At 48.4% G+C, this 19,072-nt stretch carries 18 protein-coding genes and 1 riboswitch; of the genes, 1 reads left to right on the top strand and 17 read right to left on the bottom strand.

Annotated features, from left to right (window positions below; translation table 11 throughout):
• The 15 genes from CAGA_RS01150 to ispD all read right to left on the bottom strand — a co-directional run bounded on the left by CAGA_RS01150 (position 1) and on the right by ispD (position 16,186).
• Positions 1–639 carry a riboflavin synthase gene (locus CAGA_RS01150; RefSeq protein WP_135656848.1) on the bottom strand — a complete coding sequence of 213 codons (639 nt, stop codon included), beginning with the start codon at positions 637–639 and terminating at the stop codon, positions 1–3.
• Positions 624–1,745, bottom strand: coding sequence for a bifunctional diaminohydroxyphosphoribosylaminopyrimidine deaminase/5-amino-6-(5-phosphoribosylamino)uracil reductase RibD (ribD, locus tag CAGA_RS01145; protein WP_135656846.1), 1,122 nt, complete (start codon positions 1,743–1,745; stop codon positions 624–626). Before ribD ends, CAGA_RS01150 begins: the two co-directional genes overlap by 16 nt.
• Before the next feature lie 101 nt (positions 1,746–1,846).
• A riboswitch (FMN riboswitch) is annotated at positions 1,847–1,960 on the bottom strand.
• 114 nt (positions 1,961–2,074) lie between these two features.
• Positions 2,075–3,043 carry a 6-phosphofructokinase gene (gene pfkA, locus CAGA_RS01140; protein WP_135656844.1) on the bottom strand — a complete coding sequence of 323 codons (969 nt, stop codon included), beginning with the start codon at positions 3,041–3,043 and terminating at the stop codon, positions 2,075–2,077.
• A 102-nt stretch (positions 3,044–3,145) separates the two neighbouring features.
• The gene (locus CAGA_RS01135) at positions 3,146–6,634 is read right to left on the bottom strand and encodes a DNA polymerase III subunit alpha (protein WP_135656841.1); all 3,489 of its coding nucleotides are present in this window, start codon (positions 6,632–6,634) and stop codon (positions 3,146–3,148) included.
• Between the two features lie 20 nt (positions 6,635–6,654).
• Positions 6,655–7,572: a DNA-binding protein WhiA gene (whiA, locus tag CAGA_RS01130; RefSeq protein WP_135656839.1), complete on the bottom strand. Its 918-nt coding sequence runs from the start codon at positions 7,570–7,572 to the stop codon at positions 6,655–6,657.
• A gap of 20 nt (positions 7,573–7,592) precedes the next feature.
• Entirely contained in the window at positions 7,593–8,453 is an 861-nt protein-coding gene (gene rapZ, locus CAGA_RS01125) for an RNase adapter RapZ (RefSeq protein WP_135656837.1), read from the bottom strand.
• A 12-nt stretch (positions 8,454–8,465) separates the two neighbouring features.
• Positions 8,466–9,377: a UDP-N-acetylmuramate dehydrogenase gene (murB, locus tag CAGA_RS01120; protein ID WP_135656835.1), complete on the bottom strand. Its 912-nt coding sequence runs from the start codon at positions 9,375–9,377 to the stop codon at positions 8,466–8,468.
• A complete protein-coding gene (locus CAGA_RS01115) occupies positions 9,374–10,135 on the bottom strand; it encodes a phosphatase (RefSeq protein ID WP_135656833.1) in 762 nt (253 codons plus the stop codon). Before CAGA_RS01115 ends, murB begins: the two co-directional genes overlap by 4 nt.
• An 86-nt stretch (positions 10,136–10,221) precedes the next feature.
• The gene (hprK, locus tag CAGA_RS01110) at positions 10,222–11,187 is read right to left on the bottom strand and encodes an HPr(Ser) kinase/phosphatase (protein WP_135656830.1); all 966 of its coding nucleotides are present in this window, start codon (positions 11,185–11,187) and stop codon (positions 10,222–10,224) included.
• Positions 11,188–11,339: 152 nt separating this feature from the next.
• Positions 11,340–12,620 carry a CdaR family protein gene (locus CAGA_RS01105; protein WP_135656827.1) on the bottom strand — a complete coding sequence of 427 codons (1,281 nt, stop codon included), beginning with the start codon at positions 12,618–12,620 and terminating at the stop codon, positions 11,340–11,342.
• The gene (gene cdaA / locus CAGA_RS01100) at positions 12,617–13,501 is read right to left on the bottom strand and encodes a diadenylate cyclase CdaA (RefSeq protein WP_135656825.1); all 885 of its coding nucleotides are present in this window, start codon (positions 13,499–13,501) and stop codon (positions 12,617–12,619) included. The genes CAGA_RS01105 and cdaA overlap by 4 nt, the downstream gene beginning before the upstream one ends.
• An 85-nt stretch (positions 13,502–13,586) precedes the next feature.
• Positions 13,587–14,723 carry an aminotransferase class V-fold PLP-dependent enzyme gene (locus tag CAGA_RS01095; protein ID WP_135656823.1) on the bottom strand — a complete coding sequence of 379 codons (1,137 nt, stop codon included), beginning with the start codon at positions 14,721–14,723 and terminating at the stop codon, positions 13,587–13,589.
• Positions 14,720–14,950: a DUF3343 domain-containing protein gene (locus CAGA_RS01090; RefSeq protein ID WP_243112896.1), complete on the bottom strand. Its 231-nt coding sequence runs from the start codon at positions 14,948–14,950 to the stop codon at positions 14,720–14,722. Before CAGA_RS01090 ends, CAGA_RS01095 begins: the two co-directional genes overlap by 4 nt.
• A 40-nt stretch (positions 14,951–14,990) precedes the next feature.
• On the bottom strand, positions 14,991–15,482 hold the full coding sequence (gene ispF, locus CAGA_RS01085; protein ID WP_135656821.1) for a 2-C-methyl-D-erythritol 2,4-cyclodiphosphate synthase: 492 nt from the start codon (positions 15,480–15,482) through the stop codon (positions 14,991–14,993).
• On the bottom strand, positions 15,479–16,186 hold the full coding sequence (ispD, locus tag CAGA_RS01080) for a 2-C-methyl-D-erythritol 4-phosphate cytidylyltransferase (RefSeq protein WP_135656818.1): 708 nt from the start codon (positions 16,184–16,186) through the stop codon (positions 15,479–15,481). Before ispD ends, ispF begins: the two co-directional genes overlap by 4 nt.
• Before the next feature lie 193 nt (positions 16,187–16,379).
• On the opposite strand from ispD, the gene CAGA_RS01075 reads away from it, so the two are divergent.
• Positions 16,380–16,859: an acyl-CoA thioesterase gene (locus CAGA_RS01075; protein WP_135656816.1), complete on the top strand. Its 480-nt coding sequence runs from the start codon at positions 16,380–16,382 to the stop codon at positions 16,857–16,859.
• A gap of 42 nt (positions 16,860–16,901) precedes the next feature.
• On the opposite strand, the gene spo0A is transcribed toward CAGA_RS01075, so the two are convergent.
• Entirely contained in the window at positions 16,902–17,684 is a 783-nt protein-coding gene (gene spo0A / locus CAGA_RS01070; RefSeq protein WP_135656813.1) for a sporulation transcription factor Spo0A, read from the bottom strand.
• A gap of 124 nt (positions 17,685–17,808) precedes the next feature.
• The gene (spoIVB, locus tag CAGA_RS01065) at positions 17,809–19,041 is read right to left on the bottom strand and encodes a SpoIVB peptidase (protein ID WP_243112895.1); all 1,233 of its coding nucleotides are present in this window, start codon (positions 19,039–19,041) and stop codon (positions 17,809–17,811) included.
• Positions 19,042–19,072 lie beyond the last annotated feature (31 nt).

Raw genomic sequence — 19,072 nt, 5'->3', positions numbered from 1 at the left:
TTAAAATCCATGCTGCTGTAAAAATTCTATGGTGATCCCGGCGAATTGGGAATTTTCCCTCAGCAGCTTTTCGGTGTATTTGGCAATCAGGTCGCATTCCAGATTCACAGTGTCTCCGGGTTTCCTTTGGAGCAGCGTCGTTTCCTGCTGTGTATGAGGAATGACGCAAATCCGAAACAGCCGGTCGCCCGCCCGGGCCACCGTAAGGCTTACACCGTCCACCGCGATGGAGCCCTTTTCTACAACATACTTTAAAATATTTTCCGGCGCCACTATGTCGATTGATACCGCGTTGTCTTCCCGCTTCACAGACCGGACCACGCCGGTTCCGTCGACATGGCCGCTTACAATATGTCCGCCCAGCCGATCCCCCAGCCGCATGGCGCGTTCCAGGTTGACCCGTACGCCCGGTAAAAAGCTCTTCTCATTTGTCCGGCGCAACGTTTCCGCCATAGCATCCACGGTGAACCGATGCGCATCGAAGGATATTACCGTAAGGCATACGCCGTTGACCGCGATGCTGTCCCCTATGCGCAAGCCATGCAGCACTTTCTCTGCCCGAATGGTAATCTGCGCGGACTGAGCCGACTTGTTCAGCGCCTCAACAGTTCCCATTTCTTCAATCAATCCTGTGAACATGGCGCTTCCTCCCCGGTTCCAAGGTAACCTTCGATCATAATGCCGCGGCCAAAAAATTGCGTGCACAGATTTCGCAGGCGATATGCATCTTTTAAGGAAGCAACCCCTCTACCGCCAACCGCTGTTTTCGCGGTATCCCCGCCGATTAGAATTGGTCCGATAAAAAAATTCACTTTGTCGACAATTCCCTGGCGAAGCGCGGATTCGTTCAACGTGCTTCCGCCCTCCAGCAGAACACTATCCAGGCCTTCCTCTCCCAACTTTTTCATCAGAAAAGCCAAATCCACCCCGTTTCCCGTTTGGGGCATGCAGATAACCTTTGCGCCCATTCGCTCCAGCTCCCTTATTTTCTTATCCTGTGCTTTTTCCGTTACGGCGACAATTGCAGGCGCGTCCGAATCCACATTCAACACCTTTGCGGAGAGCGGGATTCTTGCGCTGCTGTCCACAATGACTCTTACCGCATCTTTTCCCTTTTTATCGGGAAGGCGTGTGGTAAGCTGCGGGTCGTCGGATAGAACGGTTCCGATTCCCGTCATTACGCAGGCCACCCGGTGCCGAAGCAAATGCACCTGTCTGCGTGCGCATTCCCCTGTAATCCATTGGGAATCGCCAGTTCGGGTTGCAATCTTTCCATCCAGCGACATCGCTGCTTTCAGAATGCAGAAAGGCTTTCCGGTTGTTATGTATTTAAAAAAGATTTCATTCAACTTCCGGCTCTCTTTTTCCAGCACGCCCGTAATAACCTCCACCCCATTTTCCCGAAGCATGGCAATCCCCCTGCCGGATACCAGCGGATTCGGATCCTCCGCCGCGACGATTACCCGCTTAATGCCTTTTTCCAGAATCGTCTGCGCACAGGGAGGCGTTTTCCCGTAATGGGAGCAGGGCTCCAAAGTAACATACAGATCCGCTCCGCTTACCTCTTCCGTGGCGTGCAGGATAGCATTTATTTCCGCGTGGTTTGCCCCGTAAGCTTCATGGTATCCCTCGCCGATGATCCGGTCGTCCCGAACAAGGACCGCACCGACAAGCGGATTCGGGTTTGTGTAGCCTGCGCCCCGCTTTGCAAGGCGCAGCGCCCTGTGCATATATTTGATATCCATTCTTTCCTCCTTTCTCGGCATAAAGAAAGCCCTGAGAATAAATTCTCAGGGCGAATCATGCAAGAAAAACAGCCTGGCAAACTGCCAATGCTTTTCGCGCTTTCAATCTTCTTCCATCCAGACTGTACTGTCGGCCTCGGAGTTTCACCGAATCTGCCTTACGGCTCGCGGGCTTTACCGCCGGTAGGGAATTTCACCCTGCCCTGAAGATTTATTCTTTTTATTTTATTTGTTAACAAAATAACACAATTGAAGGAAAATGTCAATAGTTAATGAAAACTCAAAATAAAAAAGGAGCCCCAGAAAAGGGACCCCTTTATTATATAGAATTATATGGAAACCCGATGAGCGATATCATAAAGCTGCTTGTCAAATGTGCGGGTCATATTCAGAGCCTCGTTAAGATCAACGTCCGTAATCTTACCATCGTGCATAACGACAACGCGGTTGCCCTTTCCGCGGTAAAGCAGATCTGCCGCATAGTATCCCATTACCGTGCCGACAACACGATCCCTCAGCGTCGGCGAACCACCGCGCTGCACATGTCCAAGGACGGTCGCCCTGGTCTCGATACCGGTTTTGGCTTCTATATCTTTTGCTAGCTTGTCTACACCGCCTACGCCCTCGGCAACGACAATAATGAAATGCTTTTTGCCGGTTTTCTGCGTAAACATCATACGGTCGATGATATCCCTTTGGAAGTCAAAGGGAACTTCCGGTACCAAAATGCTCGTGGCGCCTACGGCAATTCCGGTCTGCAAGGCCAGGTCACCGCAGCGTCTGCCCATAACCTCCACAACACTACAGCGGTCGTGGGATTCGGTTGTATCACGCAGACGGTCAACCATTTCCACAGCCGTGTTCATAGCGGTGTCGAAGCCGATTGTATATTCTGTTGAGGCAATATCGTTATCAATGGTTCCCGGAACGCACACGCAGGGAATCCCCGCTTTGGTTAAGTCCCTTGCCCCGCGGAAAGAACCGTCCCCGCCGATGACGACAACCCCCTCAATGCCCATATCGCGGCAATTATCCGCAGCTTCCTTTACGCCCTCCGGCGTATTAAACTCCGGGCTGCGTGCGGTAAACAGCGCTGTGCCGCCGTCATTGATAATATCAGAAACACTACGCAGATTCATTTCAAACACATCACGATTCAAAAGGCCGTTGTATCCTCTGCGGACTCCCATTACCCGCATACCGGATGAAATCCCCGTCCTCGTAACGGCGCGTACGGCTGCGTTCATTCCGGGTGCGTCGCCGCCACTCGTCAAAACAGCAATCGTTTTCGTATTCATACTTGTACCCCCTAATTTTGCTTTACTCTCACCATAGATTATAGTCTATTCTGTCGTACGGAATCAACCGCAAAATATGGATAAAAGTATCACCTATATGGATTATTGTTGCATTTGTTCAATATAAGCCACATTCTTGTCTCCCAAAAGTTTTTTTAATTCTCGAATCAATATATCATTCACGCTTACAAACATTGACAAGGGGGCGCGCATAAGCTTTTTGGAATCAACAAAATAGATATAAAGCGGCGTGCTACCGTCAAAAATTGCCAAATATTTCTTTGCCCGGTTATACTGTTCGGAATTTTCGCCGGGCACCTTAATATACAGCCCTGGGCGCGCGGATTTTCCGGACCGGGCGGCTTTCTTTTTCCCGGCGGGCGGCGGGGCGGGACCAACCGATTCGCAAATCAATTTTGCATCCTCGTCCTCGCGCATACTGATCCTGCCAAAAATCTTTACAATTTTCCCCTCGGCGATCCATTCCGCGAACTGCGAAAGGACTTTCGGGAAAACGAACACTTCCATCGACCCGTACATATCCTCTATTGTGACAAAGGCCATGGTACTGTTGTTTTTTGTAACCTTCATTTTCACACCGACAATAATCCCCAGAAGCGTAACGGTGTCACCGTCGTGAAAACGGCCGCCCTGCTCCCTTGCATCATCCAGAATTTCTCCGATCCGGACCGCATGAATTGTATCATAGGTATAAATATATTCTGCCATTGGATGGCCGGAAAGATACATACCGGCGGATTCTTTTTCCATAGCCAACTTGTCCGAAAGGCTATAATCTGGCATCGGCGCAATGGCATATTCGTGCTCATCGTTTTTTACGCTGTCGAAAAAGCCCATCTGCCCGTCCACATTGCGCTTTTTATCATCATCAAGATAATCCATAATGTTGGAAACGTTCGTAAGCATTTGCCTGCGGTTTGCCCCAAGGCCGTCCAGCGCGCCGCACTTAATCAGGTTCTCTAGGGAACGGCGGTTCAAATCGCCGTACATGCGTTTACAAAAGCCGTAAAAACTGGTAAACGGACCGTTTGCTTCGCGTTCATGCAGAAGGTTCAAAATGAACCCGCGCCCAAGATTGCGTATCGCCAACAGGCCGAACCGGATGTCCTTACCGGAAACGGTAAAACCAATGCAGCTCTGGTTCACATGTGGGGGAAGAACGCAGATTCCAAGGCGCATGCATTCGGCAATATAGGCCGAAAGCTTATTGTTGTTGTCCAAAACGCTGGTCAGAAGGGCGGCCATATATTCATGCGGATAATAGCATTTGAGCCACGCCGTCTGGTAGCTTAACAATGCATAGGCCGCGGCATGCGATTTGTTAAAGGCATAGGAAGCAAAGCTTGCCATTTCGCCGTAAATCGCTTTAGCCGTCGCTTCGTCCACGCCGCGGTGGATACAGCCTTCCACCTCCACTTCGCCCTTTTCGTTCTTCAGGCCGTATATAAAGATCTGCTTTTCACGCTCCATTACGTCGGCTTTTTTCTTGCTCATTGCCCGGCGCACAATGTCTGCACGACCGAGCGAATAGCCGGCGAGCGTTCGGAAAATCTGCATAACCTGCTCCTGATACACAATACAGCCGTACGTAACGTCAAGAATGTTCTTTAAAAGCGGGTGACGGTATGTGATTTTTTCCGGATGATGGCGGTTTTCAATATAGCGCGGGATGTATTCCATTGGGCCGGGGCGATACAGCGAATTAACCGCGATCAGGTCTTCAATAAATTCCGGCTTCAGCTGCATCAGCACGCTGCGCATGCCGCTGGACTCGAACTGGAATATGCCGTCCGTTGCACCGGCTGCCAGCATTGCGTATACTTTTTTATCGTCCAGCGGTATATTCTCAATTTGAAATTCCGGCTGTTTTTTCCGGATCATATTCTGCGCGTCGCGGATTACAGAGAGGTTGCGAAGCCCGAGAAAATCCATTTTCAAAAGGCCCAGCTCTTCCAGCGTCGTCATAGTGTACTGGGTAACGACGGCATCGTTGTTTTTCGCAAGCGGCACGTACTCGGCAACGGGCTTGTCCGTAATGACTACGCCGGCGGCATGGGTGGAAGCGTTCCGGGGCATTCCCTCCAGCTTGAGCGCCATATCAATCAGTTCATGAATCTGCGGGTCGGTATCGTAGCGCAGTTTCAGCTCCGTGGAAGAATTCAGCGCTTTTTGAAGCGTCATGTTCGGTTCCATCGGAACCAGCTTTGCAACGCTGTCCACCGTAGCATAGGGAATCGCCATTGCCCGGCCGGTGTCACGAATGGAACCGCGCGCCGCCATGGTGCCGAAGGTGACAATCTGCGCCACATGATCGGCACCGTATTTCTCGACAACATAGTCGATCATTTCGGGGCGGCGCTCATCGGAAAAATCGATATCGAAATCAGGCATGCTGACGCGCTCCGGGTTTAAAAACCGTTCGAACAGCAGGTTGTATTTCAAGGGATCGATTCCTGTAATCCCGATGCAGTAGGCGGCAAGGCTTCCCGCGCCGGAGCCCCTTCCCGGTCCGACAGGAATTCCGACTTCTTTCGCGTGGCGCACAAAGTCATGCACAATCAGATAATAATTCACATACCCCATCTGTTCAATCGTTTTCAGCTCATATTCCAGACGGTCAATAATGGATTGATCCGGATTTTTGCCGTAGTGCTTGTATAAGCCTTCGTAACATTTTTCACGGAAATAGGCTGTGTTATCCTGCCCGTTCGGCGTATCAAAATGCGGAAGCTTCGTGTGGCCAAACTCGAATTCCACATTGCAGCGTTCCGCGATCTTTACTGTATTATCGGCCGCCTCCGGATGGTTGGGAAACAGCGCGCGCATTTCTCCTTCCGTTTTGTAATAAAACTGGTCGCTTCCGAATTCCATCGTATCATCGTCATTGATCGTATGGTTTGTCTGAATACATAAAAGAATGCGGTGCATGCTGTTGTCTTCCGGCTTAATATAATGGCAGTCATTGGTAACCACCAGGGGAATTCCCGTTTCTTCGGACAGGTGGATAATAGACGGGTTAATCCGCTTCTGCTCTCGGATTCCATGATCCTGTAGTTCCAAATAGAAATGATCCTCACCGAAAATATCACGATAACGCAGGGCGGCTTCCTTTGCACCGTTGTAATCCCCCGCGGTAAGCGCACGGGGAATTTCACCGGCCAGGCAGGCGGATAAAGCAATAAGCCCCTCATGATATTTTTCTAGCAGTTCGAAATCGACGCGGGGCTTGCTGTAAAACCCCTCCGTCCATGCCTTGGAGACCATAGCAATCAGGTTCTGATAACCGGTATTATTTTCACAGAGCAGAACAAGATGTCGGTGTTCCGAATCCAGCTCATGTACCTTATCAAAGCGTGACCGCTGCGCAACGTAAACCTCGCAGCCGATAATCGGCTTGATACCCCGCTTTTTCGCGGCTTTATAAAAATCTACGGTGCCGTACATTACACCGTGGTCCGTAATCGCAATCGCTGTGTCGCCCCTGTCCGCAGCGGTATCGATTAACTCTTTGATACGGCAGGCGCCGTCTAACAGGCTATACTCCGTATGCAGGTGCAAATGTACAAACATGGTATCTCCCTCTCTGTTCTTTATAGACTCCGCGCTATGTCAACAATGCGTTGGAGCCGGTGGTTCGCCCCGGAACGGCTCAGCGGTTCGGACAACGCCCCGCCGAGCTCACGCAGGGACATCTCGGGATTGCGGTAACGCAGGTCGGCAATTTCCCTCAGTTCTTCCGGCAAAGCGTCCAGCCCCGTTGTCTTAATGATTTTTTCAATCGCAATAATCTGCGCGGCAGCGGCAGAGGCTGTTTTATCAATATTGGCCGTTTCAAAATTGGTTTTCCGGTTTACATTGTTTCGGACTTCCTTCAGCATTTTGGTCTGCATCAAGGCCATCGCCGCATTGCCCGCCCCCATGTACGTCAACAGATCCGCAACGCGCTCGCCGCCTTTTACATAAACAACAAAAGAACCCTTGCGGTTCAAAAGGCCAGGCTGCAAATCCAGCTCGTAAATCCCGCTGATAAAAGCGGACAGATCCCTTGCCAAATTCATAAAGGGGACCGTAAATTCAAGGCGATAATCCTTGTTGGGATCGGTTACGGTGCCGCAGGACAGGAAAGCGCCGCGCAGAAAAGCGCTGGCACAGCAGTCCTCTTCCATATTCGAATGGTTAATCCGCAGATTGATTTCCTTTTGATTATGCCCGAAAAAAGCAAGAACGGCACTACACTGTTCGCTGCCGTTTACGGTAACCGTAAAGGAGTTTTTCCGCTCCTTTCTGCGCAGCATAGAGGCGGAAATATCAACAATAACCCCGATGGTTTCAGCGGTAAGCTGTGCCGCAAGGTGCGCGGCGGCCCCGCTTTCCGTCGTAAGTGTGATGACATGGGCCGAAAATGCCCGCGCAAATAAAAGCAAACCGTAGCACTCCGCCTTTCGGCAGCAGGAGCCCTGCGGTATTTCTTTACATAATTCGATTTTCGTATCGGATGAAAATGACATTCCAACCTTCTCCCCGGTACTTATTGTTTATGGATATCCCGATGATTCACGCTGGTGCGCATATCCTGTTCCAGCAGATGATTGTACAGAAGCTGCGCCAAAGCCACCGAGCGGTGATGCCCGCCAGTACAGCCGATGGCAATAACCAGCTGGGATTTTCCCTCATTGCAGTACAGCGGAATCATATAATCAACCAGGCTTAATAAGCGGTCGATGAATCCCTGTGTCTGCTCCCATTTCATCACATAGCTGCGGACAGGCTCGTCCAGCCCCGTCAAATTCCGCAGTTCTTCCACATAGAACGGGTTCGGAAGACAGCGCACATCAAACACCAAATCCGCCTCGGCGGGTATTCCATATTTAAACCCGAACGAAACACAGTGAATCATCAGCGCGTCGGATGAATCGCCTAAAAACAGGCTGGAAATGCGCTCCTTAAGCTGTGCGGGTGAAAGATGGGAAGTATCAATGATATAGTCCGCCCGTTCCCGCACCGGCTTTAAAACATCCCTTTCCAGTTTGACCGCCTGCTCCAGCGAACCAAGGCAGTTTTCCGCAAGCGGATGCTTGCGCCGCGTTTCCTTAAAACGGTTCATCAGCACATAATCATTCGCGTCTAAAAACAAAATCCGGTAATCCTTCTTTTCGCTTTTCAGCTCATCCAGCGTTTCAAACAGACTGGAAAACATATCTCCGCCGCGGATATCCGTAACGACCGCCACGCGGGAAAGCGAGCCTTTCGCCTGATTCGCAAGCTCATAAAATGCGGTAATTAACTTTGGCGGGATATTATCCACGCAATAAAAGCCAATATCCTCCAGCGCGTCAATCGCGCGGGATTTCCCCGCGCCGGATAGACCCGTTACAATCAAAAATTCCATAGTTCCTCCATATCAGCCGATCGTTTTAATTTCGCATTCCAGTTCCACATTCGTCTGCCGATACACGGTTTCCTTTATGATGTCAATCAGCTCTAGCACGTCGCGGCAGGTCGCACCACCCGTATTTACAATAAAACCAGCATGCTTCGTGCTTACCATGGCGCCCCCCACGCTCCTGCCCTTTAAACCGCAGTTTTCAATCAACGCCCCGGCAAAGTGGCCCTTTGGGCGCTTAAATACGCTTCCGGCGCTTGGCATTTCAAGGGGCTGTTTTGTTTTCCTGCGGGCAAGCAGTTCGTCCATGCGGGCCGCAATTTGATCCCGGTCGCCCCTTTTCAGCCGAATGGTAAGGGAGAGAATCGTGCAGCCATTGTCGGTATAAGCTGTGTGGCGATAACCCATCTCCAACTTTGGACCGCTAAGCGAACCGATTTCCCCTGTTTTGGTAATATGCGTACAGGAAGTCAGCACGCTTTCCATTGCGCATTCATAGGCACCCGCATTCATAAACGCCGCGCCTCCGGCTGCGCCGGGAATCCCCCACGCAAATTCAAGCCCGGTAAGCGAATGTTCCCTTGCAAAAACGCAGAGCCCTGCCAGCGTTGCGCCCGCGCCACAGCGGATCGTGCAATCGTCGCCGGTAAATTGTATCTGGCTGAATTCTCCGGCCAGCGCAACCACTCCGCCGCGAATTCCATTGTCGCTGACAAGTATATTGGAGCCATTGCCGATAGGTAGCAACGGCACCTCAAGCTCATTGGCCGCCTTATACAGCTTTTGAATGGCCTCCCTGCTGTATATGGTAATAAACAGATCCGCCGGCCCCCCTATTTTGAAGGTGGTATGGCGGCTCATCGGTTCGTCGCGGCGGACTTTGCAGCCCAAGTCTTTCGCCGTGTTCGCTAACTGTTCCAGTCGATTCATTTTGCCCTCCATGATTTGGATTGAAAGACCGGATCGTTCTTTACTACGGAATACTCTTTTAAGTAAGCATGGAAGCGATCCACGCTTGCGTTTACCACAAGCTCTTCCGGAAAATCCAGTTCCTTCAATAATTCCAAGGAATGTTCAAAACATCCAACCGTTGCGGATATATGGGAATCCGAATTTAAAATGATTGGAACGCTGTGTTTTTTACATAGCTCCATGATTTTTTTGCAGTTCGGTATGGATTTCTTCCGACCTATAAAACTGCCTTCATTCAATTCCACCAGCTTCCCCGTACGCCCAAACTCGGGGATTACTGTTTCAAAATCATATTCATACTCTTTTGTGCCGCTGTGCCCAATCACATGAACCTGCGGGTTTTTCGTTATGTTCATCCATGCATTCGTAACCGCTTCTACAGTAGGGTTTTCGCAACGAAAGGCTTCTTCGTGAATGGATGCGACAATCCAATCCAGTTTCCCCACACAGTCCGGCTCAAGATCAATGTTGCCGTCCGTATCGATAATATTCGTTTCCTGCCCGCGCAGGACAAGAACACCTTCCATAAAACGCGGTATCACTTTCATATTTTCGAAATACCATTGTCCCGGCGCGCCCGGCATGCTGCGGCCATGATCGGTAATCGCGATCGCATACAGCTTTCTCTGCGCTGAGGCGTGTATCATTTCCTGTAATGTGCTGTACGCGTGTGTAGATGCAATCGTGTGTGTATGTGTATCTGCTATGATATTCATTCTTACTCCTTGTTCCTATTCCATACCTTAGTAATTTTCCAGTTGTTTCAGCAAAACAAATGCATTTAGGCAAACTGAAAAGCCCCTTAAAATTCCAGTTCCCTCTTTTTCTCCTGCTCCTGCAGAATCGACATATCCATGCCCAGATTCTGCATCAGCTCCTGCGCCGCATTATATCCCATTTTCTTCTGGCGGTTGTTCATGGCGGCAACTTCGATAATAATGGCAAGGTTCCTGCCCGGCTTAACCGGAATGGTAAGCACCGGCACTTTGATTCCAAGAATTTCCGTGTATTCGCTGTCGATGCCCATACGGTCGTAAACCTTTTGATTATCCCAAATCTCAAGGTTGATAACCATATCGATTTTCTCCGTCAGCTTAACGGCACCCATGCCGAAAATACGGCGCGCGTTAATAATGCCTATGCCGCGCAGCTCGATAAAATGACGGATGTTTTCTGGGGCCTGTCCTACAAGCGATTTCGCGGATACCCTGCGGATTTCTACTGCGTCGTCCGCGATCAGGCGGTGTCCGCGTTTAATTAGTTCAATCGCCGTTTCGCTTTTACCGACGCCGCTGTCGCCGACCAGCAGGATCCCTTCGCCGTAGACTTCAATCAGCACCCCGTGCCGTGTAATCCGGGGAGCCAGTTCCACGTTCATAAAAGATACCAGCGCAGCCACCAGGCTGGACGTTGTCTCCGGTGTGCCCAAAAGCGGTATTTTATTAGTTTTCACCGCATTTAAAAGTTCCGACATCGGCTTAATATTCCGGGCTACAATTGCCGCGGGCGGTTTTTTAGAGAAAATTTCATTTAATACTTCGGCACGCTCTTGCGAGGAAATGGATTTTAAAAACGAAGTTTCCGCATTGCCGAAAACAATAATCCGTCTTGTGTCGTAATAATCGTAAAAACGATTCAGTTCAAGCCCCGGCCTGTTTACATCCATAGAGGATATCAAAATATTTTCCGGGTCGCCGGGCATAAAAATCGTTTCCAATGCAAGCTCTTTTATTACTTTTGACAGAGGCACGGTAAATCCTGTATCCAAAAAAACACCTGCTTTCTGTTTTAATATATCTTCATTATATCTCAACCGGCATAAAGTTTAAAGTAAATTATCTATTAAAGGTAAAAATAATCCGGTTCAGAAAAGGAAGCATATCCGGCAAACCGGATATGCTTCCGAAAGACATCTGTATTCTAACTAACTGCTACTGCTCTTACGCTGATATTCGCCATATAACTCCCGTAAACCCAACAACTGGAAGAATTGCCCACGCTAATGCTGACCGGCATTTCCGTATGCCCGGTGAAATTTTCTTTTCCAGACATATCAATCTGTGCGGAAAGGCTGTTTTCAGTCAACTTCGTGATTTCGCTTTCCGGACCTACAACGGTAACCGTCAGGTTCTTAGTATAAACGCTTGCGGTCTTACCCGCCGCAAGATTTTTTATGGCAAAATTGCTGACAACCATTTTTCTTGTCGCCATGGAGCCTAAATTCAGCGAAACTTTGGCAACCGGGATGTTACTAAGGTTTTTACAGCTTGCCGGAAGGCTCACGTTAACGTCAAAGGTGCTGGTCGTCGGGCTTACTCCAGAAAAGTCGATCGGCGCCAAGGTGATCTCCGTTAAATTCGCAAGCACATCTTTCGGGCCGGCAACCTCAATGGACTGTGGGCTAATGGTTATCTGATCCGCAGAAAGCGACAAACCGGCCGGCTTATTTGTAAAGCTGGCGCTGAGCGGCAGAACAACTCTGGAAAGGACGGGTATCGTAACATCCACCTTATCTTGGCTCAGCTTAATTTTGTTGCTTACAATTTTGTTCCCGCTGGCGTCAGTCAAAACCAAATCGGTGGTAAAGCTTTTGGACTCCCGAAGGGTATCGTTAATTTGATACTGTACAGAAACTTTGCTAACGCGCGAAACTTCCTTTTCCGGTCCGGAAACGGTAACCGTATCGACGCTGAAGGTTGGAGTGCTGACAAAATAGGAAGGATCCGATTTGTAATCCGGCTTATACTTAATCTCATTTTCAATCGGGAGCGTCTTCTCCGCGTAACGGTCTACGCTGATATTCGCCTGACTCGGGGAGATGGAAACAACATCAAAATCCGACAGCGTTCCTTTTTTATTAACAGACAAATCAAATGTATAATTCCCCGGACTGGTAATGGTTGAGGCAAGCTGCGCGACAACCTCCAGATCAGACGCCTGTATCTGCTTTACGACCAGGCTGTTCCCCTTGATCGACACCGTCGCCGTCTGATTCACCGGACTGAAAACCTTCAAGCCATCTTCCTGTGCAGCATCCGAAAGCCGAATTATAATCGGCACGTCGGTAATCTGTCTTGGGAATTCCTCCGTATCGGTTAACGCCATAAAAATCCACAAGCCAATTGCCATGAGTACGGAAAAAAACATGACAAATTTATCGTTATAAAACAATCTTCCGATGCTAAATTTTTTGATCTTCATTTCTTTTTCGCCCTCCTTATGGAAGGGAGAAAGCTCTGTCGTTTTTCGCTCTGCTCGGTTTCGCTGGTAAGGACCAGGTTCTCGAGCCGGCTTTTCAGCGTTTCCCTGGTATAATTTCGCGTAAGCACGCCATTAACCGCAACGGAAATCTGCCCGGTTTCCTCGGAAACAATGACTACAACCGCATCGGAGTTTTCGCTCATGCCGATTCCGGCACGATGCCTTGTACCAAGTTCGATACTGACATTGTCGCTTTTTGTAAGCGGCAGAATACACCCGGCCGCATAAACCATCCCGTCGCGTAAAATCATGGCGCCGTCATGAAGCGGAGCCTTGTTGAAAAAGATATTGCAGATGATCGGAACGGAAGGAATCGCGTTTACGACCGTACCCGTATCGATAATGTCCCCCAGCTTCGTTTTCCTTTCAAAAATGATCAGCGCACCGGTCCTTTGCTTCTGTAAAACGGCTGCGGCATCCACAACCGCGTTCACACACTTCCGGTTCTGCTGAGCCAACACTTCATAATCGTCCTGCGGCATACCGAACATCCAGGGCTTATTCCCAATGCCGCTTCGGCCGATCTGCTCCAGCGCGCGCCGGATTTCCGGCTGGAAAACAACAAGCAACGCCATCACACTAAACTGGAAAAAGTAAGCAAGCAGGTTTCTCATCATATACAGCTTGAGAATATAGGATACGCCCCATACCGCCAAAAGCACAAGGATTCCCTTTACAAGCTGCTCTGCTCTTGTTTCGCGAACAAGTTTTATTCCACTATATATAATAAAGGAAACCAGAATTACGTCCAAAGCATCCGAAACCCGAAATTGTTTCGCAAGGCTGAAAAACGAATTCCAAATGTTTACGACTGCATCCATAACTTACTTCCTTCCGCGAGAATAAACACACCCTTTTTTATTTTAGCATATATCCTTTTATATGCAATCCCTTTATCCCGTATTTTCAGATTATTTTATGAACAGCCGCTACAAGGGCGTTCATTTCATTCATCGTGGTGAACGCGGAAGGGGAGACACGAACAGTACCCTGTTTTAGTGTTCCCATGGATTCGTGTGCAGCAGGCGAACAATGTAACCCCGCCCGTACCGCAATTCCGGCCGCGTTCAGTTTTTGCGAAACCGTTTCGCTTGGCAGATCATTTACGTTAAAAGATAAAACCGGTACAAAGTACGGCCAATCCGGTTCATCCGTATATAATTTTATATTTTTATTTTCAGACAGTTTTTTATAAAGATACTTTATAAGGGACATTTCGTGGCGGTAAATGTTTGGAATTCCCCTGCTTTTGACAAATTCTATTCCGGCAAGAAGCCCGGCAATTCCAGGCATGTTCTGCGTACCGCTTTCCATACGGTCCGGCATTGTCTGTGGCTGCTCCATGGAAGAAGAACTTGTTCCGGTGCCGCCTTCGATAATCGTTTCCAGATTCGAGCCGTTGGGCGTAACCAGCATACCGGTTCCCATTGGGCCATAAAGGCCTTTATGGCCGGCTACGCAAAGATAGTCAAAGCCGCTTTCCGCCATATCAATCGGCAAAACGCCAGCCGACTGTGCGCAGTCCACGACAATTGGGATATTATATAGATGCCCAAGCGCGGCAATCCGTTCCACCGGGAGCCGGATTCCCCACACATTGGAAGCGTGCGTGCATACAATTAATTTCGTATTTTCGCGAATGGCATTTCGGAATGCGTTCAGCGTCGCATCGTTATCGCCCGGAAAAACCTTGGCTACGGTAAACATAACGCCGTTCTCCGAAAGCTTTTGCAATGGGCGCATAACTGCGTTGTGTTCAAGGCTGGATGTAACAACATGATCTCCCGGCTTTAAAAGTCCCTTTAAAACATAGTTCATTGCATGGGTGCAATTCAAGGTAAACGCAACGCACTCCGGGCCGGGTGCTTTAAAAAAATCGGCTGCCGCCGTACGGCAGCGGTAGATTTCCTCCGCTGCTGCAAGCGACATGGCATGGCCGGCCCTACCGGGGTTTGCACCGTATTTTTTTAGCGCAATTTGAACCGTATTCTGCACCGAAGCTGGTTTTGGATAAGTAGTGGCAGCATTATCAAGATAAATCATGATATACCGTCTCTTTCCGCACGTCCAAGAATTTTAATACCCATATCGGTTAGAATTTTTTCTGCTTCGTCGGTTCGTTCCGGAACATATATACTATAACCGCAGCCGCCAATTTCATTGCCGCGCGGTGTTCTTTCTACATATGACTTTATTCCGTGACTGAATAAAATGTCACGGCCCTTCATCGCATACGTAATTGAGTTGACCATAATCATAGGCTTGCCCATGGTTATCACCTCTCTGTTTTTATTACAGAGTATGCGATAGTCAAGCCTTTTGTCCGTCCCCTGCGGACATAATTATACAAACTGCGTGCGCGGCGATCCCTTCCCCGGCGCCGCTAAAGCCAAGTTCCTCCTCGGTGGTTGCCTTTACACTAATCTGATCAAAACCAATTTTGCAGGCCGCCGCCAAGTTTTTCCGCATTTTTTCAATATATGGTTTCAGCTTGGGAGCCTGTGCAATAATAGTAGCGTCTATATTTTCTATCTTATAGTTTTTTTCTTCGAGCAATCCGCACACCTTGGACAGCAACAACAGGCTGTCCGCATTTTTATAAGTGGGATCCGTGTCCGGAAAATGCCCGCCGATATCGCCAAGCGCCGCAGCACCGAGAAGCGCGTCGGAAATTGCATGAGCAAGCACATCCGCGTCCGAATGGCCCAGAAGCCCTTTTTCGAACGGAATGTCCACCCCGCCTAAAATGAGTTTCCGACCGGTTGCCAAGCGGTGAACATCATAGCCGTGCCCGATTCTCATTTTTCCGTCCTCCTGCATTTCACAATCGCTTCCGCGGTATAAATATCATCATTTGTTGTCAGCTTCAGATTTGTATATGTGCCCATACATAAATGAACCTTAACTCCGATCTTTTCCACCAGTTGGCAGTCATCCGTATAATCCGCTCCGACTTTGTTCGCCTGCTGCATGGCTTTCAGATAGAGTTCCCGCTCAAAAACCTGCGGGGTTTGAACCGCCCAGAGGGTGGAACGTTCCGGCGTTGAAATAACATAATTATCTTTTCCGGTAATTTTAATTGTATCCTTTACAGGTACTGCAAGCGCGGATGCGCCGCAACGGATCCCGTCTTTTATGGAAGCATCTATCTCTTCTGGGGTGATCAATGACCTTGCTCCGTCGTGGATTGCAAAAAAAGCGGCATCCACCGGGGCTGCCATTACACCGGCTTCAACCGACTTCTGCCGCGTTATACCGCCTTCTACAATGGAAATGACTTTTTTAATTCTATATTTTTCAATAAAATCCTTCATCTCCGGCATATCTTCCCGCCGGCATACAACAATAACGCTCTTAACCATTTCGGCCGCGTCAAACGCAAAAAGTGTATGAACAATCGCGGGCACACCGCAAAGGGGAATAAACTGCTTGGAAAACCCAAGTGCCATCCGCGTGGATTCGCCGGCGGCAACAATGATTGCACAGCAGTTGGAATCTTTTCCCATATTGCCGTCCCTTTCCTTATTTTAAACTGAATCCTTTTTATTATAATATTTTACACACTTCTACGCAATTATAAAATTATCATTCTCTAAAAATTCAAATTACGTTAACAATTCATGGATGAAAAAAAGATTGTATTCTAGTCGACATTAGTATATTATTGGTAGTACAAATATTAAAGGAAATGGTGATGATATGAACGAACTACCGGCTAAACATGTTAAAGACTCCGAAGTGGAACAGGTTCACTCTATTTTCTACAATCATCTGAACGGTCAGGGTCGCGTATTCGGCGGACAACTCGCCGCTTGGATTGATATTGTTGCCGGAGCAGTTGCACGCAGGCACTGTAATCGCAACGTTACGACCGCGGAAATTGATTCGCTCCAATTTAAGAGCCCCGTATATGCAAACTGTCTGGTTATTCTCCACGGAAAAATCACTTATGTGGGGACAACCTCTATGGAAGTGCGCGTAGACAGCTTTTCCGAGGACCTAACCGGAACGCGGAAGCTTGTAAATACCGCCTATCTTGTACTCGTAGCTTTGGATGAAAATGAAAAGCCTGTTCCGGTTCCAAGACTGATTTTAGACAATTTCCAGGAAGAAGCGGAATGGCACGCCGCCGAAAAACGCCGGAAATTAAGACAGCAGCGGCGTTTGGAGGCTTATTAAAAAACACAGCCTGCATCGTACGATGCAGGCTGGTTTTTTGTTTTAACTTGCGCTCTTCATGTGAAGCCTCAACCGGTCTGAAATCATTGCGATAAACTCGCTGTTGGTCGGCTTGCCGCGCGTGTTGTGAATTGTATAGCCGAAATAGGAATTCAGGATATCGACATCGCCGCGATCCCAGGCAACTTCGATTGCGTGCCGGATTGCGCGCTCAACGCGTGATGCCGTTGTGTCGTACTGTTTTGCGACGCTGGGGTAAAGCTGCTTTGTAACAGCATTAATAATATCCGGGGTTTCAATTGCCATAATGATGGAATCGCGTAAATAATGATAACCTTTGATATGGGCGGGAACTCCAATCTGGTGAAGGATCTCTGTTACCTGAATTTCCAGGGACGGTTCGGATGCTGTCGGGGTTTGGGGCTTATTTTGCGCTTTCGGAGTTAAACCCGACATGGAACATAACTGAATAATCCGATCGCACAAATCAGTTGCATTAAATGGGTAAATTGCAAAATAAGAAGCACCTGACATCATAACTTCTCTTTCCAAGGCAGGGCTGGTAAAGTTGGAAATAATAATAAACATTGGCACGCATTCGGGAATCTTCGTTTGAACTGCTTTCATTACACCGATGCCATCCAAACGCGGCATAAACAAATCAGATAACACCACATCCGGACGAATCGACTCGATTTTTTCCAGCAGCTTCATACCATCCTTCTGCGTATAGATTATTTCCATACCCGATTGTTCAAAAACTCGACCGTAATCACGGATAAATTCAGCACTATCATTGGCAATAAGAAGTTTTATATGCTTCATCTTCTGGTGCCTCCCTCAACTAGTTTTTTTATTACTGCTATATTACCATATATTGGAAAAAATGGCAATAGGTTGTAAAAATATTTTTCTATTAAGGGGGAATTATAGCAATGAAGCTCTATTTTTAAGACGCTTTTAAAGAATTTGACGCGGAAACCTTCTGGGAAACTTCCAGCATATTCTCAGCAAATATGCCGTATCCACGCGTCGGATCGTTTACGAAAACGTGCGTAACAGCCCCGGCAATCTTGCCGTTCTGGATAATCGGGCTACCGCTCATTCCCTGAACGATACCGCCCGTTGTGTTCAAAAGCCTTTCATCCGTAACATGAAGCACCATGTTTTTGCTGTGCAGATTTTCACGGTAATCAATTTTTTCGATCACAGCATTAAAATACTGCGGCTTGCCGCCATCTATTGTAGAGAGAATTTGAACGGGTCCTGTCGTAATTTCCTGCTTCATGGCAACCTCCATCGCTTCCCCTTTTGGAACCGTGCGAAGCTTGCCGTAAACACCGGCGGAAACATTGGCGTCCAGGGTTCCCATTGCAGTATCCGTGGTAAAATATCCGCGGAGTTCGCCGGGATTTCCCTTTTCGCCCTTCGTAATTCCGCTGATGGTAACTGGAACAATATCCCCATTTAAAAGCGGCATCAGTTCATTCGTATCCGTGTCACAAACGCCGTGTCCTAAACCGGCAAAGCATTTTGTAACAGGATTGTAAAACGTTAGCGTTCCAATTCCCGCCGTACTGTCCCGAACCCAGATTCCCGCTTTATAGCCGGAATCGATTTCGGATTTCACCGGCTTTACGGTCACATTAAAGCAGTTATTGTCTCTTTGGACCGTAAAAGTCAGATTTTTTCCCTGGCTTTTCGACACGGTTTCAATAAGCTCGGCATTCGTATTAACCTTTTTTCCATCAACACAAGTTACAACATCACCGACCTTCAGCCCCGCAATTGCCGCGGGGTTTACCGTTCCTTCTGCGGTTTTAATGTCGGCTACCCCGACAATGACAACACCGTTTGTGAACAGTTTAATGCCAAACGGCGTGCCGCAGGGAATGAGGAGGGTCTCTTTTACAACGTCTACATTTACCGTTTTAAGTGGGATTACATGATAGAGCATTAATTTTGCTTTATAGCTTTTATTTGGCGTGGAACAAATCCCAGCCGATATATCCGCTCCGTTTTCCGTTACTGCCGTAATCGCATCCGAACCCCATTGTAACGAGCTTCCCGCGGTTACGCGGTAAGAATCCGGAGTGAAATAGCTGGCCATTCCAATGCTTACCGAATATAAAATCATCAGCACCAAAGAGCATGCGGTTAAACCTTTTAGAAAATTTTTCAAATTTTCACCTCCTTGCGCCGCATTATTAATC

It is taken from the genome of Caproiciproducens galactitolivorans, from assembly GCF_004768785.1.
Lineage (GTDB): Bacteria > Bacillota > Clostridia > Oscillospirales > Acutalibacteraceae > Caproiciproducens > Caproiciproducens galactitolivorans.
Note: the sequence above shows the minus strand (reverse complement) of the source record. Positions and strands in the feature narration are given on the sequence as shown.

What these genes read in the sequence shown, in the direction of transcription:
- murB (WP_135656835.1), bottom strand. Translation starts at nt 9,377, where the DNA reads ATGAATCGACTGGAACAGTTAGCGAACACGGCGAAAGACTTGGGCTGC.
- CAGA_RS01115 (WP_135656833.1), bottom strand. Translation starts at nt 10,135, where the DNA reads ATGAATATCATAGCAGATACACATACACACACGATTGCATCTACACAC.
- cdaA (WP_135656825.1), bottom strand. Translation starts at nt 13,501, where the DNA reads ATGGATGCAGTCGTAAACATTTGGAATTCGTTTTTCAGCCTTGCGAAA.
- whiA (WP_135656839.1), bottom strand. Translation starts at nt 7,572, where the DNA reads ATGTCATTTTCATCCGATACGAAAATCGAATTATGTAAAGAAATACCG.
- rapZ (WP_135656837.1), bottom strand. Translation starts at nt 8,453, where the DNA reads ATGGAATTTTTGATTGTAACGGGTCTATCCGGCGCGGGGAAATCCCGC.
- CAGA_RS01135 (WP_135656841.1), bottom strand. Translation starts at nt 6,634, where the DNA reads ATGTTTGTACATTTGCACCTGCATACGGAGTATAGCCTGTTAGACGGC.
- CAGA_RS01090 (WP_243112896.1), bottom strand. Translation starts at nt 14,950, where the DNA reads ATGGGCAAGCCTATGATTATGGTCAACTCAATTACGTATGCGATGAAG.
- ispF (WP_135656821.1), bottom strand. Translation starts at nt 15,482, where the DNA reads ATGAGAATCGGGCACGGCTATGATGTTCACCGCTTGGCAACCGGTCGG.
- pfkA (WP_135656844.1), bottom strand. Translation starts at nt 3,043, where the DNA reads ATGAATACGAAAACGATTGCTGTTTTGACGAGTGGCGGCGACGCACCC.
- spo0A (WP_135656813.1), bottom strand. Translation starts at nt 17,684, where the DNA reads ATGAAGCATATAAAACTTCTTATTGCCAATGATAGTGCTGAATTTATC.
- ispD (WP_135656818.1), bottom strand. Translation starts at nt 16,186, where the DNA reads ATGGGAAAAGATTCCAACTGCTGTGCAATCATTGTTGCCGCCGGCGAA.
- ribD (WP_135656846.1), bottom strand. Translation starts at nt 1,745, where the DNA reads ATGGATATCAAATATATGCACAGGGCGCTGCGCCTTGCAAAGCGGGGC.
- CAGA_RS01095 (WP_135656823.1), bottom strand. Translation starts at nt 14,723, where the DNA reads ATGATTTATCTTGATAATGCTGCCACTACTTATCCAAAACCAGCTTCG.
- CAGA_RS01075 (WP_135656816.1), top strand. Translation starts at nt 16,380, where the DNA reads ATGAACGAACTACCGGCTAAACATGTTAAAGACTCCGAAGTGGAACAG.
- CAGA_RS01150 (WP_135656848.1), bottom strand. Translation starts at nt 639, where the DNA reads ATGTTCACAGGATTGATTGAAGAAATGGGAACTGTTGAGGCGCTGAAC.
- CAGA_RS01105 (WP_135656827.1), bottom strand. Translation starts at nt 12,620, where the DNA reads ATGAAGATCAAAAAATTTAGCATCGGAAGATTGTTTTATAACGATAAA.